Source organism: Clostridioides sp. ZZV14-6154 (assembly GCF_020657785.1).
Classification (GTDB): Bacteria; Bacillota; Clostridia; order Peptostreptococcales; family Peptostreptococcaceae; genus Clostridioides.
This window is the reverse complement of record NZ_JAGWCY010000001.1, coordinates 1,019,958-1,036,641: the sequence shown is the minus strand read 5'-3', so window position 1 is coordinate 1,036,641 and position 16,684 is coordinate 1,019,958. Positions and strand designations below refer to the sequence as shown.

The following is a 16,684-nucleotide window of genomic DNA, read 5'->3' as shown; positions in this document are numbered from 1 at the left end:
ATGGCACAACTAATAAGACTATTTAATTCTGACTTGATAAAACTAAAAAGAACTTACATAGTACTAATACACTTTTGTATTGTATTAGTAGGAATAGGCTTATTTTTAGGATATTACAATATTTCAGGTTATGATAGTATATCAAAGATAGTAGTATATTTACAAGTTATAGCTATAGCTTTTCCTTTATTATCAAGTATTATGTGTTCAATGTGTGTTGAACAAGAATATTACTCAGGAAATTATAAGCATATACTAACAGCATCTAATCCAAAATACCTTACACTCATGAGTAAATATATAATTTTAATATGCCTTGGTTTTGGAGCAACATTAGTTTCTGTTTTAGGTTTTAAATTTGGTATAAATACTATTTTTAATGATAATCTTTTTACACTAAGTTTTTATATGATTTCAATTTTAATTTTAGTTGGAAGTAATCTATTTGAATATATATTACATTTATTCTTAAGTTTGAGATTTGGAAAAGGAGCATCAATTGGAGTAGGTATAGTGGAAACTTTACTCTCAGCACTATTACTAACTGGACTAGGAGATGGTATATGGCAATATATTCCTTGTGCATGGGGCGTTAGATTTGTAAGTGTTTGGGCATCTTTTTCAAGTTCTAAAGAAATTGAATCCATTCAAGAGTTTCAGTTAATAGGTTTAATTTGTGGTTTTGCAACTATTTTTGCATTTGTAATTTTATGTATTTGGTTTTCTAAATGGGAAGGTAAGAAATCTGAAGAATAAAATAACTAATTGTTTATTTAGATTATTTGTATTATTATATTATAGTATAATTTGATAGCATAAAAGAGATAAAAATAATCAGATACATAGTTGTTTATTTGTTAATTAAACTGTTTGGAGGATATGATACGAATGTTTTGGGAAAAAAAGTTTAATAATAAAAAAGTTGTAAAGTTAAGAACTATTTTTGTAAGATATTTATCTGTATTCTTTGTTATAACAATTACTTTGGGAATTCTTTTAGTATTTTTGTTTTCTGTGTTATTATCATTAGGAGTAGTATTGCCATCCAATTATGCAGAAAAGCAAATCTATAAATATAAAGATGAAATTATTTCAAGTGAAAAAGTAACTAAAGATATAATACCAGATTTTTGTGATTATGGAATCTATACTTTAGATGGTAGATTAACTTCAGGAACTTTTAATAATGAAGAAGCAAAAGAAACCTGGAATTTAATGAAAGGTATCGAAGTAAAAAGCGGCCATTCGTCAGACAATTATATAAAACTTTTTAGACCAAATGAAGTATGTATAATAAGATATGATATAGTATCAGAATTTAATTCTCCAGCTTTAAGAAAATATTTACCAAAACCAGAAGTATTAGGGATTATTATTTTTGTTATAGCATTTTTTATTGAAATGGTTATACTATCAAAATCCTTTGGTAAAAAAATTAATGCAAAAATGGACCTTTTGAAAAATGCTACAGAAAAAATACAACAGCAAGATTTAGATTTTACAATAGAGTCTAGTGATATTTATGAAATTGACAATGTTCTTTTTTCTATAGAAAAAATGAAGTTAGCATTAAAAGATTCTTTAGAAAAGCAGTGGAGACTGGAAGAAACTCGAAAAGAACAGATATCTGCATTAGCACATGATATAAAGACACCATTAACCATTATACATGGAAATACTGATTTATTAATTGAAATAAATGAAAATGCTGAGCTATTAGAATATATGGAATATATAGCAAATAGCGCTACTCAGATAGAAAAATATATTAATACTCTAATATACATATCTAAAGCAGATAAAGGTTATATGATTAATAAAGAAAGTATTAATATTGATAAATTTATAGAGGATGTTTTGGTGCAAATAGAAGCACTCTCCAGTACAAAAAGTTTAAGTGTGGAATTTTATAAGCAAGATGATTTACCTAAGAATATAATAATAGATAGAGAATTATTATTTAGAGCTATTATGAATATAATTTCAAATGCTATTGATTATTCAACAAATCAAAGTAATTTATATTTTGATGTATTAGTAAATCAAAGATACTTAAAATTTGTAATTACAGATTGTGGAAGAGGTTTTTCTAAGGAAGATTTATCAAAAGCTAAAGAACAATTTTATACAGGTGATTTAAGTAGGAACTCTAAATCTCATTACGGTATGGGTCTATACATTGTAAATAATATTGTCCAAAAACATGATGGGACTTTGTATATTGAAAACTCTATAAAAACTGGTGGTGCCATGGTAACAATTGAAATACCAATAATTTAATAAATAATATCCATTTTTTAAATACCTAAATTTTATATTATAGGTATTTGCAAAATGGATAATTTTTTTGAATTTTATATACTAGTTAAATCTGATAAAAAGTTTTCAAACATAACCCCATCATTTCTATTGGTATCAAATTGAGATGTGTAATTTATAGTTTTATATATAAAGTCAGTTGCTGTATTAACAGCCATTCCCAAATCATGTTTATTCACTAACATACCACAAAGTATAGATGTAAATATGTCTCCTGTTCCACTATAAGAGCAATTATTGTATTTAACTGATGTAAAAAATACATGGTCAGTATCTCTATCATAAGCTAAATTTAATATATTATCATCTTCTAATATGCCTGTGATTACAACTTTACTAGGTCCTAAAGAAGATACAGACTTTGCAATATTTATAAGTTCATCTCTATTATAATCCTTTTTTGTATAGTCATTTCCAGTTAAGAAACAGGCTTCTGTTAAATTAGGAGTAGTTAAATCTGAATGTCTAACTAATTCTTTAATTTCATGTCTCATTTCTTCTGTAAAGATTGGATACATAATTCCATTATCACCCATTACAGGGTCAACTACAATAAAAGCATTTGGATAATCATTTATAAAATTTGCCACTATTTCAATTTGATGTTTTGAACCTAAAAAACCACTATATATACTGTCAAAGTTGACTTTTAAATTTTTCCAAACAGTTGAATATTTTACCATCTCATCAGTACAATCTAAAAATGTAAACTCAGGATAACCAGTTTGACTTGAAAGTATAGCTGTTGGAAATGGACAACATTGAACCTTTAATGCTGAAAGTATAGGTATAGCAACTGATAATGAACATTTTCCTATTCCAGATAAGTCATTAATTGCTGCGACTTTTTTTTGCATAAAAAACCCTCCATTAGTATGTATTAATCATAATGATAACAAAATATTTATATACATATATATTACTATAAAAAAAAGAAAAAAGTAGATTATAAAATAAAAATTTGTAAAAAAAACAGTGTATCAATACAATTAATTTTTAATATTGGACATAATAAGATAGAGAATTATTAAATATGAAAATTATTGTATATAATAACAGCTTTTTTGTGAATTTATTCGTAAGGTGTACTATTTGGGAGGTGTAGCTTTGAAAATACTGAAAAATAAAAATAAGTACATCAAAGGTATAATGGCATTTGTATTTTTATCTTTAGCTACTACAGCAGGTGTATTTTTAATTAATGATTTAAGTATGAAAAATATGAAAGAAAAAGTTATAGAATCTGCTACTGTTGAAGGTGATGATGTAAAAGACCAGTATAAGCTATTGCTTGAAAATTTATTTGACTACAGAAATAAGGCAATATTGGAGAAAAATGAAAATATTTTAAAAGGCCTTTATGAGACAGAAAAAAAGTTTGGTCTTTGGGCTTATGAAAATGAAGTAAAAAAGATGAAGTATTTAGAAAATTGGTCTAGTAAACAAGGTGTAAAGTTTAAAGATATAAAAACAAGAGTCAAAGTTAAAAAAATAAAAGAAAAAGAAAAAGACTTATATGGCATAATATGTTCTGTATCAACTGAGTATAAGTACTCATATGAAAATCAAAAGGACAAAGAAAATGCATTTAGAATAGGTACATATCATTATCTAAATGTAAAAATCATAGATAATCAATATGTCATAACTAAAGAGTGGTATACAGACCCTTTTGCAGATTCTTTAAATTTAGAAAATATAAAATCTGATGATATAAGAAGCTATATTGGTCAACAAAATGCTGTAGAGCTACAGCTCACAGAGGAGCAAAAGAAGGCTATAGATTATGCACATAAATACTGTGGAGCAGCAGCAGACGAAGAACATGGTATGAAGTTTAATCCAAATTATAGAGATTATAATCCAGAAGGTGGAGATTGTGCCAACTTTGCATCACAGATAATGTTTGAAAGTGGAAAGTTTAAGAAAAATTCAATTTGGAATTATAGTGAAAGAGCAGGAACAAAAGCATGGGTAAATGCACAAGCTTTTAAAAATTATGCTCTCTATAGTGGAAGAGGCTCATTAATAGCTAAAGGTTCTTACGAAGATGTTTACAAAGAAGCTTATAATCTACGTCCTGGAGATTTTGTAGGATATGAAAAAAAAGGTAGAATAACACATGTTTCAACTGTAACAGGATTGGATTCAAGAGGATATCCTTTGGTAACCTGTCATAATACTGATAGAATGCTTGTGCCATGGGATTTAGGTTGGAGTGATAAATCTATAAGATTCCATATAATAAAAATAAACTATTAAAAATGTATAAAGAAAAATAAAGTATAAAAGATAACAATGATTTAATATTATAAATTAAAAAAAATGCTTATTAATGTATAAAAATAATAATAATTGACAAACATAGCTATATGTGATAAAGTAGTAATAAGGTTACAGGAAATAGTAGCTAAATAATTGTGTTTTTTTAGGAGGATTTATTAATGAAAACTGGTGTAGTTAAATGGTTTAACAATGAAAAAGGATTTGGATTTATATCTGTAGAAGGTGAAGGAGATGTTTTCGTACATTTCTCAGCTATAACAGGAGATGGATACAAATCATTAGAAGAAGGACAAAGTGTTGAATTCGAAGTAGTAGATGGAGCTAAAGGTCCTCAAGCTGCTAATGTAGTTAGATTATAATTAAAAATTCATATATATTAGTATTCTAGTAATATGACAGATAAGCCGCTAATCGTTTAGCGGTTTTTTCAGTTTTTTGGAAACTAAATTAATTTCAAAATAAATTAAAATTATTAAAATAAAGGCATTAATAATAAGATAAATATGTTAAAATTAATAGTGTAGAGTAAAATTATTATGGCTAAGTTTAAGTCAATTAATCTCTAGTTAATTTTCTATAAAAAGAATAAGTGACGCTGATAGACCATACAAAAATATTAATAAAGCATAGACATTTAAAGCTATTAAAAGAAAAACGCTTGTTACAGCGTATAGTATCTAAAAAATACTTAGAAAATGAGAAAGGAGAAAGTTACTGCAAAAAAGTAACATTATAAATATTGGATAATATTTGTAAGTTTTCGGTAACGGTGGGTAGTGTAATGAACATATTATTCTTTCTAACACCAAAAAGTGAAGTAGCATATATATATGAAGACTACACTATAAGGCAAGCCCTAGAAAAAATGGAATATCACAAATACTCTGCGATTCCAATAATAAGCAAAGAGGGTAAATATATTGGAACTATAACAGAAGGTGATTTTTTATGGACATTAAAAAACGACTTAAATCTGGACCTAAAAGGATTGGAAGATGTTCCAGTAACAGATATCAATAGAAAAATGGATAATTCTCCTGTTTCCATCAATGCAGACATTGAAGATTTAGTAATAAAATCTTTAAATCAAAATTTTATTCCTGTTATAGATGACCAAGATACATTTATTGGAATAATAAAAAGAAGAGATGTAATAGGTTATTGTTATGAGATAATACGTGGATATAAAAATTTAGCAGATGATAATTAGAAAATTTTTTGAAACTTTTCAAGTTTCTACTTCTATTCTTTGTAATAAAAGAATAATAATATGAAATTAAATTCTTAAACTTTAATATAAAAGCTGTCTTTTCTAAGAATTATAGATAAGACAGCTTTTTTTATCTGTTGTTTTATTATTAGTCGTTGTATTTTACAAGATTTCCATATTTAGCGTTAAGAGCATTTATTTTATTTCCATAAACTTCATTTTGTTTTTGGTATAATAAACTTTTTTCAACTTCAGCTTCAACTTCATCAAATGTAGATTCTGTACTTTCTTGAAGGTCTTCTAACTTTATTATATGGTATCCAAATTGAGTTTTAACTGGCTCACTTACTTCACCTTTAGCCATAGAGAATACAGCTTCTTCAAACTCAGGAACCATTTGTCCTCTACCGAATGTTCCTAAATCACCACCCATATCTTTAGATGGGCAAGAAGAATGTTTAATAGCAGCATCTTCAAAAGATATTTCTTCTGATTTTATTTGAGCAAGTATTTCTTTAGCTTTTTCATCACTATCTACTAGTATATGTTTAGCAGTTGCGCTTTCTGGTTTAGAAAAAGAGCTCTTATTAGCTTCAAAGAATTTTACTTTTTCATCTTCTGTTACATCAACACTAGATAAAACTTTATTTATAGCAAATTGCTTTAATACATTTGCTTCTATCTTTTTCATTTCTAATTTAAATACTTCTTCTTCATCTAATTTTTCTTCCTTAGCATCTAAGAAGAATAGTTCTTGGTTTACTAAATCATTTAATAAATGTTTTTTTCCTTCTTCAGTTTTAAATTGCATTGCTTGATAAGGGTCTAATGATTTTAATGCATTTTCAATATCGATATTAGTTATCTCTTTTTCTCCAACTGTTACTAAAACTTGTTTTTCCATATTTTCCATAATAGTTAACTCCTTTTATAGTGTATTTCATTATTAATATAAAGCTACCAACTTAAATAATATCAGAAAACGATGTATATGTCTAACATTTAAAGTCATATTAAGTCAAATAGACTTAGATTTAATAGAACAAGGTGATTACAATCAATAGAATTGAGGCCATAATTCCCACTATTCCTTCTTCATGTTTAAATTTAAGTGTTTTTACTATTGAATAATAAAAATATATTCCAGTAAAAACTATCTTTAGATACAAGAAAAATAAACTCTTTGGATATATCAAGAAACTAAAAAGAGTAAATATAAATGCAAGTAAAGTGCTTATCCTGTAAAAGAAATCTATTTGTGTAATGTCTTTATATTTTATTATAAATATTGAGTATAAAATGATGTAAATAATTGCAACAATTGTATAAGCAGTAAATAATGTATTTTCAAGAGTACCATTTGAAATTACTATCCACTTATACCACATAATTGGCCAAAAAAATAGTGCTAAGAACTTAAAATAATTATCAAAAAACTTTTCTTTATACATTCACCAAACAACCTTTCTTAAAAAAGCATGTATTTGTTTTTAGAATTTTAAATAATGTGCTATCATTATTATATATTAATATTGAGTTTATAGAAACCAAAATTTGCTAAAATAAATATATAGATTTTTGCTATTAAGTCAATTAAAATTACTACCATTTTATTATGAAATTGGATCAAATATGTAGAAATATGGCAAATTAGTTAATACAAGATATTTATTATTACCAAGTGGTAAAGCTTGTTTTTTTAATGATAAGAATTCCAATCTTTTTTGAAAAAATTTGATATCTACATTAAGTATGTCAGCCATTTCATAAACGCAAGTAATACCAGAATTAATTATATTTATTATATCTTCTTCTGTAATTAAAAATTCACAAGCCCATTTTAAAGCTTTATTTTCACATTTGTCTATAATGATTTTTGTGTAATAATCGTTATAAGAGGATATATAGTATCCAAAACTAGTGAAATGATGTCCAAGCTCCTCTGCTAATATGGATGTAAGTTTATTGGTATTTTGTTTTAAGTTATTGAGTAATGATATAACTTTTATACCATGTTTGTTTATATATAATCCTTCTAAGTCACCTGCAATATGAGTGGTATAATGAATTACTATCTCTTCTTGAGAAGCTAATTCAAAAAGTTTATCCAAATTATTCATAAAAATCCCCCTAATATAGAATGTATGTTTGATGAAAAGTTATATTAAAAGAGCAGAGAAATAAATCTGCTCATTATATAGTTTATTTTTTTTTATATTTATTTAGTAAAAATTCTATATAATCATTAAGTTGTTCTTGAGCTTCTTCAGGCAAGTCTTCATGTGGATTTTTTCTATGTGCCGCAACAGTGTCAATATTTTCCTTAACCAAGGTTCTTCCAAGAAGGTAATCAACTGATACATTAAATACATCAGCCAATTTATTTAAAATATGTTCATCAGGAAATCTGTTTTCTGTTTCATAGTATCCTAAAACTCTTTGAGAAACTCCTACTTTTTCACCAAGTTCTCTTTGAGTAAATCCAAATTCCTTTCTAAGTTCTCTTAATCTTTTGGCAAACATTATAACACCACCTTATGTATAAATTATAACAAATTGTTCTAAAAATTAAAACTGATAAAATAAAAAAGAATAATTTTTTCTAAAAAAATATTGATAAAGAACAAACAATTCTATATAATGGTAATAGATAAGAACAAAATATTCTTAATTATACTAGGAGGAGAAAAGCATGTTTAAAAATAATTTAAAAGATTACAGAGAGTCTATGAGTCTGGCACAAGCTAAACTTGAAAAAAGTAGGAATTACAAATAATTATGTATCAAGAATAGAAAGAAACATAAAAATTTATGATTCATTTTGCATAAAAAAATTCTGTTATTTTAGAACAAAATATAGATAAAATTTTTTAAATATATATAGAACAAAATGTTCTTTAAAGGTTGTGGAATTTGCAATAAGACTATTGATTAGAAACTATCATTATAAAGTTAAAGCTAAAGACAATAAAATATAAAAAGGAGAAATATAATGGATAATAAAAAAGATATATTACTTAAGGAAATAGATGAAAGATTACATAACTACAAGTATTTGGATGTAAAAATAAAGAATATTAACCTAGATATAAAAAGATGTGAAAATGAATACTTTGGATGTGGAGCTGTAGTTTATACTGAAAAGACTAGTACTACATATAATATAAGCTCTTCTGTTGAAAATGAAGTTGTAAAAAAAGAGGAGAGATTAAGAAAATTAAAAATGGAAAAAGATGATATAGAAATAGAAAAGGAAAAAATAGAAAATGCTCTAACTTGTCTAAATGATATGGAAATGGAATTTTTTAATCTATTCTATAATAGTAAGACAAAAAATAACATGACCTATATTTCTATGAAATTGCATTTAGATAGAACTTCTTGCTACAACTTAAAGAAAAAGATGATTTGTAAGCTAAGTGAAATATTATAAAAAACATAACACTTTTACAACACTTTATACACACTATAGCAACAACAGCCCCTAAAATATGTGAGATAATGTTATTGTGAAAGAAATCTATAGTGAGGGAGGTGAGGAATTGAAAAATATGATATTACCTAAAAATATAGAGGGAACATAACAATAGAGAAATTAGATGTATCTTTAAAAATTACTTATGCTACTCATAAGAAGATTGTCACATTAAGTAAAAAAATATTTAGTGATAGAGTGGTGATTATTTGCTTAAATACAAAGAAATATTAGAAACAATTATTGATATACTTAAAAAAAGTTTTGATGAAAGTATTTTTATTGATGATGAAAGTGTGCAAGGCTCTGAAGGGTCTTGTTTTTTTGTAAGTATGGTATCAGCTCTTTGCACACCCATAATGTTAAAGACAAACAACAAAGATGTTGTTATGTCTATAAAATATTTACCAAGACCACAATCAAATAATATAAGAATGTATGAAGTTTCAGATGAACTTGATAAACTATTTAATAGAACTGTAAATGTAAGAAATAGAAAATTAAATATAACTAAAATTGAACAAAGTATTAAAAAAGAAGAGTCAATTTATACATTGAACTTTTCAATTACATTAAACTTTCTTGATAGTATATATGAGGAAGAAGAAGTATATGAAAATATGGAAGAAATAAATTTAAACTTAGGAGAGTGATAGTATGGCTATAGGATTACCAAGTATCAATATATCATTTAAGGAGCTAGCTACAACTGTTAAAGAGCGTTCAGCTAGAGGAATAATTGCAATAGTGCTTAAAGATACCAAAGCACTAGGATTCAATGAAATACATGAAAAAGAAGATATACCAGCTGATTTATCTGTTGAAAATAAAGACTATATAAATATGGCTTTGATGGGAAATGTCAATGCACCAAATAAAGTATTAGTTTATGTGTTAGGAGAAGAGGAAGAGGTTCAAAGTGCCTTAGACTTTTTAGAAACTAAAGAATTTAATTATTTATGCATGCCTAAAGCAATAGAAGCTGATAAGACTGTTATCAAAAGCTGGATAATTAAACTTAGAGATACAGACAAAGTTAAAGTTAAAGCTATATTGGGCAAAGTTGCAGGAAATCATGAGGGAATAATTAATTTTACTACAGAAGATGCACTAGTTGGAACAAAAAAGTATAGTGCTGATGAGTTTACGAGTAGGATAGCTGGTATTATAACAGGGACACCTTTAAGTCAATCAATAACTTATACTAAGCTTAGTGATGTTGTTGATATACCTAAAATTACTAAAGCCGATGCAGAGTCAAAAGTTAATAATGGAGAGCTTATTCTTATTAAAGAAGCTGGAGCTATAAGAATTGCTAGAGGAATAAATTCTTTAACTGATTTAACTGAAGAAAAAGGAGCGATGTTCCAAAAAATCAAGATAGTTGACACTTTGGATATTATAAATAATGATATAAAGAAAGTAATAATAGATGATTATATAGGCAAGATTCCTAATAGTTATGATAATAAATGTATATTAATAGTGGCTATAAAAGAATATCTAGAGGAATTAGAAAAAGAAGAATTAATAGAAGCTGGTTCAATTATAGATATTGATATAGAATCACAAAAACAGTATTTAAAATCTAAAAATATAGACATATCTAATATGAAAGAGCAAGAAATAAGAGAAGCTAATACAGGCTCAAAAGTATTCTTAATAGCAAAAATAAAGATGTTAGATGCTATGGAAGATATAGATTTATCAATAGAAATATAGGAGGATTATTAATATGGCAAATATGGAAGCTAGAAATGTAATGAGTGGTACTTGGGGAGAACTTTGGCTTGATGGAGATAAAGTAGCAGAAGTAAAGAAATTTCAAGCAAAGATGGAATTTACAAAAGAAGACATTATAATAGCAGGTCAAATGGGAACTGATACGAAGTATATGGGATACAAAGGGAAAGGTTCAATAACTTTATATCATGTTAGCTCAAGATTGCATAAGCTAATTGGAGAAAAAATAAAAAGAGGTTCTGAACCTAGATTTGTAGCTATATCTAAGTTAAATGACCCAGATTCTTATGGAGCGGAAAGAATAGCAGTGAAAAATATAGCTTTTGATGACTTAACTTTAGCTGATTGGGAAGTTGGAGTAAAAGGAGAGATAGAAGCTCCTTTTACATTTACTGAGTATGATTTCCTTGATATAATTTAGTTTTGTGTGAAGAGTTGATAAATATAGATAGTTAATAAATATAAATAGTCAGTGAATAGAAATTTATTGATAAAGGAGTAAATAATAATGAGTGAAAATGGATTACAAAAAAATATAAATATAGTAGACTTACTTTTAAATGCAGATACAGAAAATTTAGAAAGACCAAGTACAATAGTTGAACTAAAAAGACTATCTAATGTATTTGGTCAAGAGTTTAAAGTAATGTGTAGAGCTTTAACGATAAGTAAAGATGAAGAGATACAAAATACATGTCTTAAAATTGATGAGAATATGAAAACAGATATAGATTTACCAGAAATGCAGATGCTTACAGTTATAGAAGGTATATGTGATTTAGATGGAAATCTTTTATTTAAAAATAAGGAGTTAATGGATAAATTTAAGGCTCCAACTCCAAAGGAATTAGCGAGAAAGCTATTGTTACCAGGTGAAATTACTAATTTATACAGAATCCTTCAAGATGTAATGGGTTATGGTAAAAATGCAGTAATAGAAGAGGTAAAAAACTAATAGGGACGGATACTAAAACGACAATAATGTATTATTATTGGAAGAAAAAAGGTATTAGACCGTCCCTTTTTTATGCAATGGATAAAGGCGAATTAAAGCTTATTGAAGCTTTTTTCGCCTTAGAAATTGAGGAAGAAGTTGAGAAAATGAAGAATGGATATGGAGTTTGTCCTTTGACGGGAGGTGGTATATAGTGGGTAATGTAAAGGAAGAAAGTATAAATATGTATCTTACAGATAATTACACTCCTAAAATGAAACAAATCATAGCAGTTACTGAAACTTTTAGAAGAGTTACTGTATCTGTTTCTCCTTCAACAAATGCAATGGCAAATAATATTAAGAGTTCTATGGCTAGCGCAAGTAATAGTATAAGTAGTGTAAATTCTTCTATAAAAAAAATGAAAGACAGTATAAAAAGTGTAAATTCTTCCATAGAAAAAATGACTGTAAGTATGAATAATACAAATTCAGCAAGTAAAGACTTTAGTGAAGACTTAGAGATAATTGGAAGCAGTGCAGAAAAGGCTAGAAGTAAGTTAGTTAGATTATCACAAGTTGCAAATAGTAAAAAAGGAAGAAATACACATCCAAATGCAAGGTCACAAAATGATAATTCTGAGGTTAAGAAAGCAGGAGGTAATAAACCTACAAAAATAAAAACTGTACAAGATATTGTTCAGCGTGTCAAAACTAGAACACTAGATGTTCCTAAAAAAATGGTTACTGATAAATTACCTGGATTTAAGAATAAAATTTTTAATAGTAGATTAGTGATGGATGTAAAAGGAAGTAACTTCGTCCAAAATACACTAAATATATTAAATAAAATTAAAAATAGTAAATGGATTAGTGCCATTTCAGTTAAAGACTTAGCTAAAAATGTTTTAATAGGTACTTTATCAAAATTAAAGCAATTTGCTGGGAGAGTATGGAGTGGGGCTATTTCAATAAAAGATAAAGCAAGTAGTGTATTAGGAGGAATAAAAGACAAAATATCTGATATTACTAATGGATTTTCAGTAGGCGAAGCTGTAAAAAAAGGTGTAGATTTAGTAGGTAAAGGACAAAATCAAAAAGCTGTTTTAACTAATGTTGTTCAAAGAACCACAGGAATTAAAGATAAGGTTAAAGCTAAGTCTGAAGCTAATGAGTATTATGATGATATAGTAAAAGATGTTGCATTAAAAACACCTTTTGATCCTAGTGAAGTTATCTCAATGAGTACTAAGGCAATGATGATTGGTGGAGGAGATACTAGTAAATCAAAGGATATAACTCAGGCTATGGTAGATGTCAGAGCACTAAATATGGATACTAGTAGTGAACAAGATGTGTCAGCAGCTTTTGTAAGTGCATCAAAAGGAAATATGGATGCTCTTAATACTTTGGTTGGAGAAAATTATAAAACATTTGATGATGCGCTTAAAGGTATAAAGGAGAAGCAAAATGGATTAGCTGGTGAAATGGCTGGTACAATTCCTGGTTTATTGTCTAGTGCATCAACTTATATTGATATGGGATTGAATAACATGATTGAACCATTTGATACTATATTACAAGGTGGATTAAAAAAGATAAATTCATTTTTAGAAAAGGTACCACAAAGTTTGGGTGGATTTTCTCAAAAAGTAGCAGATGTAATGAATGGAAGAAAGATTGCTGAAAATAAACAAAATCCGATTGAAACTCAGACAGCTACAGCGTTAGGGCATATTCCAGGAGCAATAGGTAATACAGGTCAGATGCTTGCTCAAAATATTGATTTTACAGCATTAACAAATTCATTACTTCCTATAGTAAATCTAGTTAATGGATTATTAGACAGTATAAATAATAAATCACCAGTTGCACAAGGTATAATAAGTATATTTGGTACTGTGGTAACAACTGCATTTCAATTGATTGGACCTGTTGTAGAAGCTGTTAGTCCTATTATTACAAGAATTTTTACTTTTTTAGGAGAATATGCTCCTCAAATAAATAACTTTATAGAAACATTAGGAGTTATATGGAAAACAGTATGGGAGACACTTGGACCTTTGTTAGAAGCTGGATGGAAAATTATAGAGCCTATATTAGGAGCTTTCTTTAACATACTAGATAAAGTGTGTAAAATAGTTAAAGATATATGCAAGTGGTGGCAAACTATGGTTAATAAGATGAAAAATGGAAGTATAACAGGAACTGTTTTAAATTTAGTGGAAAAAAGCAAAAAAAATTATAAAGAGAATCCATCTGCTGGAACAAAGGCTGGGGATGCAGCAGGAGTTGCATTTGGATTAAACTATGTACCTTACAATGAATATTCAGCAAGACTTCATGAAGGTGAAATGGTTTTAACTAAGCAAGAAGCAAATCAATATAGAAGTGGAAAAAATGGTGGAAATATAAGCATAGCCAAATTAGCTGATACAATAGTAATTAGAGAAGAAGCTGATATTGAAAAAGTAACATCAAAATTAGTTGCAAGCATACAAATGGCACAACTAGGAGGTGTTCTATAATGGAAATGTGGCTTAGACAAGCTGAAGATAGGTTTAGATTTCCAGTAATACCAGCATCAATAAGTATAAATGGAAAAGCAACTATAAACTCATCAAATATACTTAAAGTTGGAGAAGTAGCAACCTTTGGAGGAGTAGCCCTTAGAAGTATCAATATATCTAGTTTTTTTCCAAATAAAGAATATTCTTTCTGTAATTATAACGGATTTCCATCACCTTATGATTGTGTAAATAAAATCCAAAGATGGATGAATGAAGGTTTCATATTGAGATTTACAGTTACAGAAACAAATATAAATATGGAAGTGATAATAGAAGGTTTTAGCTATGAAGAAAAAGATGGCACAAGAGATGTGTACTTTTCATTGGATTTAAGAGAATATAAAAGACTACAGATACCTAGAGCAAATCCTAAAAAGTAGTGTAATTGTTATAAAAAATTACTCAAAGTTAAATAAAAAGGTAGGTGATTTTTTATTATAAAGATTTGGGTACACATAAAAAACGGAAATATATATGATATAAGTAATATTGTAGATACAGTTTCTTGGTCTGGAGATTATAAGTCTCCATCACGAACATTAGAGTTTTCTATAGTACAGTCAGCTTCTGATATTAATTTTCAACAGATTGATATTCCAATAGCTAGTACAGTTTGTTTTTATGTAGATGAAAAAGAACTTTTTAGAGGAATGATAATTAATAGGTCTAAAGACTCAAGTAGTGTTAACATCAATTTTACAGCTAAAGATATGGGATTTTTACTTTTACAAAGTGAAGTGTCCTATAATTTTAAGGACAAGTTAGTAGAGGATATTGCAAAGCAAGTATTTGCAGATAATAAGCTTGCAATTGGGAATATACCAAAGACAAATGTAAAATATACTAAAATGTTTATATCTGTAAATGGATATGATACCATAATGAGTGCTTATACAGAAGCAAGTAAGACTACAAAGAAAAAATATATGATAGAAGCTAATCTTGATAAATTTAATGTTATTGAGAAAGGAACTGTTACATTAAATGTTACTTTTGAAGAAGGATTTAACCTTATCAATACAACTTTTTCAGAAAGTATGGAAAATGTAAAAAATAAAGTGTTGGTAGTTGACCAATATGGAAATAAGATTAGTGAAAAGGTTAATGATTCACTATTTAAAGAAGTAAATGTAATAATGCAAAAAGTTATACAACAACAAGAAAATAGTACAACAGATATAGAAAGTGAGTTTAAAGGAATTGAAAGGACTTGTTCTCTAAAAGGATATGGAGATACAAGTTGTGTAACTGGTAGAGGTGTAAAAGTAAAAGATTCATATACTAAGTTAGTAGGGTTATTTTATATAGATACAGATAAACATACATGGCAAAATGGAGATTATCAAATTGAACTAGAACTTAATTTTCAAAATATTATGGATGAAAAGTCTGTAGGGCAAGATGAGCAAAAGGAACTTGTTGATAGTGGTGATGGTATTATGAATGGGAATGAGGTTAAAGCCTTATTTACTGCATATTACCCTGCAAATAATTCTATGGAAGGTGGACTTTATGATGCACAAGGTAATAGACTAGACCCTAAAAAGAATACTTGCGCAGCACCAAAGAGTATCAAATTTGGAACAAAGATACAAGTAAAGGGAACTGGTACATCTAGAGATGGAAAAGTCTATACTGTTACTGATAGAGGAGGAGCAATAAATATAAAAGATGGAGTGTATCACTTTGATATATTGATGGCTAGTAACAAAGAATGTAATGTTTGGGGTAAAAAGAATGGAAAAGCAGTTATAGGAGATGGCACATATTCTATCAATGCATCAGGAAGAGCTAAGACAGTTATAGATGAGGCCATGAAGCATAGAGGAAAAGCTTATAAGTGGGGTGCCACTGGGCCAAATAGGTTTGATTGTTCTGGTCTAATGGTATATTGTTTTAATAAAGTAGGGGTAAAATTACCAAGAACATCTAAAGAGCAATCTAGACATGGAAAAGATGTAGGTAAAAATAATTTACAACCCTCAGATTTAGTGTTTTTTGGAAAAGAAGTTCATCATGTTGGGATGTATATAGGTAATGGAGAATTTATACATGCTCCAAGTACTGGAGATGTGGTAAAAATAAGTAAATTAAGTAAGAGAAAAGATTTTCATAATGCAAAAAGAGTTCTATAAAAGGTGGTGATAT

At 27.6% G+C, this 16,684-nt stretch carries 17 protein-coding genes; 13 read left to right on the top strand and 4 right to left on the bottom strand.

The window, feature by feature from the left end:
* Both KGF45_RS05115 and KGF45_RS05110 read left to right on the top strand, forming a co-directional pair.
* The gene (locus tag KGF45_RS05115; RefSeq protein ID WP_227827226.1) at positions 1-756 is read left to right on the top strand and encodes a lantibiotic immunity ABC transporter MutG family permease subunit; all 756 of its coding nucleotides are present in this window, start codon (positions 1-3) and stop codon (positions 754-756) included.
* A 132-nt stretch (positions 757-888) separates the two neighbouring features.
* The gene (locus KGF45_RS05110; protein WP_227827227.1) at positions 889-2,280 is read left to right on the top strand and encodes a sensor histidine kinase; all 1,392 of its coding nucleotides are present in this window, start codon (positions 889-891) and stop codon (positions 2,278-2,280) included.
* 74 nt (positions 2,281-2,354) lie between these two features.
* Here the strand turns inward: KGF45_RS05110 and KGF45_RS05105 are convergent, their stop codons facing one another.
* On the bottom strand, positions 2,355-3,176 hold the full coding sequence (locus tag KGF45_RS05105; RefSeq protein WP_227827228.1) for a pyridoxamine kinase: 822 nt from the start codon (positions 3,174-3,176) through the stop codon (positions 2,355-2,357).
* Between the two features lie 250 nt (positions 3,177-3,426).
* On the opposite strand from KGF45_RS05105, the gene KGF45_RS05100 reads away from it, so the two are divergent.
* The 3 genes from KGF45_RS05100 (at position 3,427) to KGF45_RS05090 (ending at position 5,815) form a co-directional block, all read left to right on the top strand.
* Positions 3,427-4,581 carry an amidase domain-containing protein gene (locus KGF45_RS05100; RefSeq protein ID WP_227827229.1) on the top strand — a complete coding sequence of 385 codons (1,155 nt, stop codon included), beginning with the start codon at positions 3,427-3,429 and terminating at the stop codon, positions 4,579-4,581.
* 182 nt (positions 4,582-4,763) lie between these two features.
* Positions 4,764-4,964 (top strand): cold-shock protein, encoded by a 201-nt coding sequence (locus tag KGF45_RS05095; protein ID WP_227434262.1) that lies wholly within the window; start codon positions 4,764-4,766, stop codon positions 4,962-4,964.
* Between the two features lie 422 nt (positions 4,965-5,386).
* A complete protein-coding gene (locus tag KGF45_RS05090) occupies positions 5,387-5,815 on the top strand; it encodes a CBS domain-containing protein (RefSeq protein WP_227434263.1) in 429 nt (142 codons plus the stop codon).
* A gap of 148 nt (positions 5,816-5,963) precedes the next feature.
* On the opposite strand, the gene KGF45_RS05085 is transcribed toward KGF45_RS05090, so the two are convergent.
* From KGF45_RS05085 to KGF45_RS05075, 3 genes are all read right to left on the bottom strand, one after another.
* Positions 5,964-6,719: a peptidylprolyl isomerase gene (locus KGF45_RS05085; RefSeq protein ID WP_227827479.1), complete on the bottom strand. Its 756-nt coding sequence runs from the start codon at positions 6,717-6,719 to the stop codon at positions 5,964-5,966.
* A 709-nt stretch (positions 6,720-7,428) separates the two neighbouring features.
* Positions 7,429-7,935: a hypothetical protein gene (locus tag KGF45_RS05080; protein WP_227841960.1), complete on the bottom strand. Its 507-nt coding sequence runs from the start codon at positions 7,933-7,935 to the stop codon at positions 7,429-7,431.
* An 82-nt stretch (positions 7,936-8,017) separates the two neighbouring features.
* Complete coding sequence (locus KGF45_RS05075; RefSeq protein WP_227434265.1) at positions 8,018-8,338, bottom strand: XRE family transcriptional regulator; 321 nt, start codon at positions 8,336-8,338, stop codon at positions 8,018-8,020.
* A gap of 469 nt (positions 8,339-8,807) precedes the next feature.
* Here KGF45_RS05075 and KGF45_RS05070 point away from each other — a divergent pair, with 469 nt between their 5' ends.
* The 8 genes from KGF45_RS05070 to KGF45_RS05035 all read left to right on the top strand — a co-directional run bounded on the left by KGF45_RS05070 (position 8,808) and on the right by KGF45_RS05035 (position 16,671).
* On the top strand, positions 8,808-9,248 hold the full coding sequence (locus KGF45_RS05070; RefSeq protein ID WP_227841959.1) for a hypothetical protein: 441 nt from the start codon (positions 8,808-8,810) through the stop codon (positions 9,246-9,248).
* Positions 9,249-9,499: 251 nt separating this feature from the next.
* Positions 9,500-9,943, top strand: coding sequence for a DUF6838 family protein (locus KGF45_RS05065; RefSeq protein WP_227827233.1), 444 nt, complete (start codon positions 9,500-9,502; stop codon positions 9,941-9,943).
* A 4-nt stretch (positions 9,944-9,947) separates the two neighbouring features.
* A complete protein-coding gene (locus KGF45_RS05060) occupies positions 9,948-11,012 on the top strand; it encodes a phage tail sheath subtilisin-like domain-containing protein (RefSeq protein WP_227841958.1) in 1,065 nt (354 codons plus the stop codon).
* A 13-nt stretch (positions 11,013-11,025) separates the two neighbouring features.
* On the top strand, positions 11,026-11,454 hold the full coding sequence (locus KGF45_RS05055) for a phage tail tube protein (protein ID WP_227841957.1): 429 nt from the start codon (positions 11,026-11,028) through the stop codon (positions 11,452-11,454).
* Positions 11,455-11,541: 87 nt separating this feature from the next.
* Positions 11,542-11,988: a phage tail assembly chaperone gene (locus tag KGF45_RS05050; RefSeq protein WP_227841956.1), complete on the top strand. Its 447-nt coding sequence runs from the start codon at positions 11,542-11,544 to the stop codon at positions 11,986-11,988.
* A 193-nt stretch (positions 11,989-12,181) separates the two neighbouring features.
* Positions 12,182-14,494, top strand: coding sequence for a hypothetical protein (locus tag KGF45_RS05045; RefSeq protein WP_227841955.1), 2,313 nt, complete (start codon positions 12,182-12,184; stop codon positions 14,492-14,494).
* On the top strand, positions 14,494-14,916 hold the full coding sequence (locus tag KGF45_RS05040; RefSeq protein WP_227841954.1) for a hypothetical protein: 423 nt from the start codon (positions 14,494-14,496) through the stop codon (positions 14,914-14,916). Before KGF45_RS05045 ends, KGF45_RS05040 begins: the two co-directional genes overlap by 1 nt.
* 270 nt (positions 14,917-15,186) lie before the next feature.
* Complete coding sequence (locus tag KGF45_RS05035) at positions 15,187-16,671, top strand: NlpC/P60 family protein (protein WP_227841953.1); 1,485 nt, start codon at positions 15,187-15,189, stop codon at positions 16,669-16,671.
* Positions 16,672-16,684: the final 13 nt, after the last annotated feature.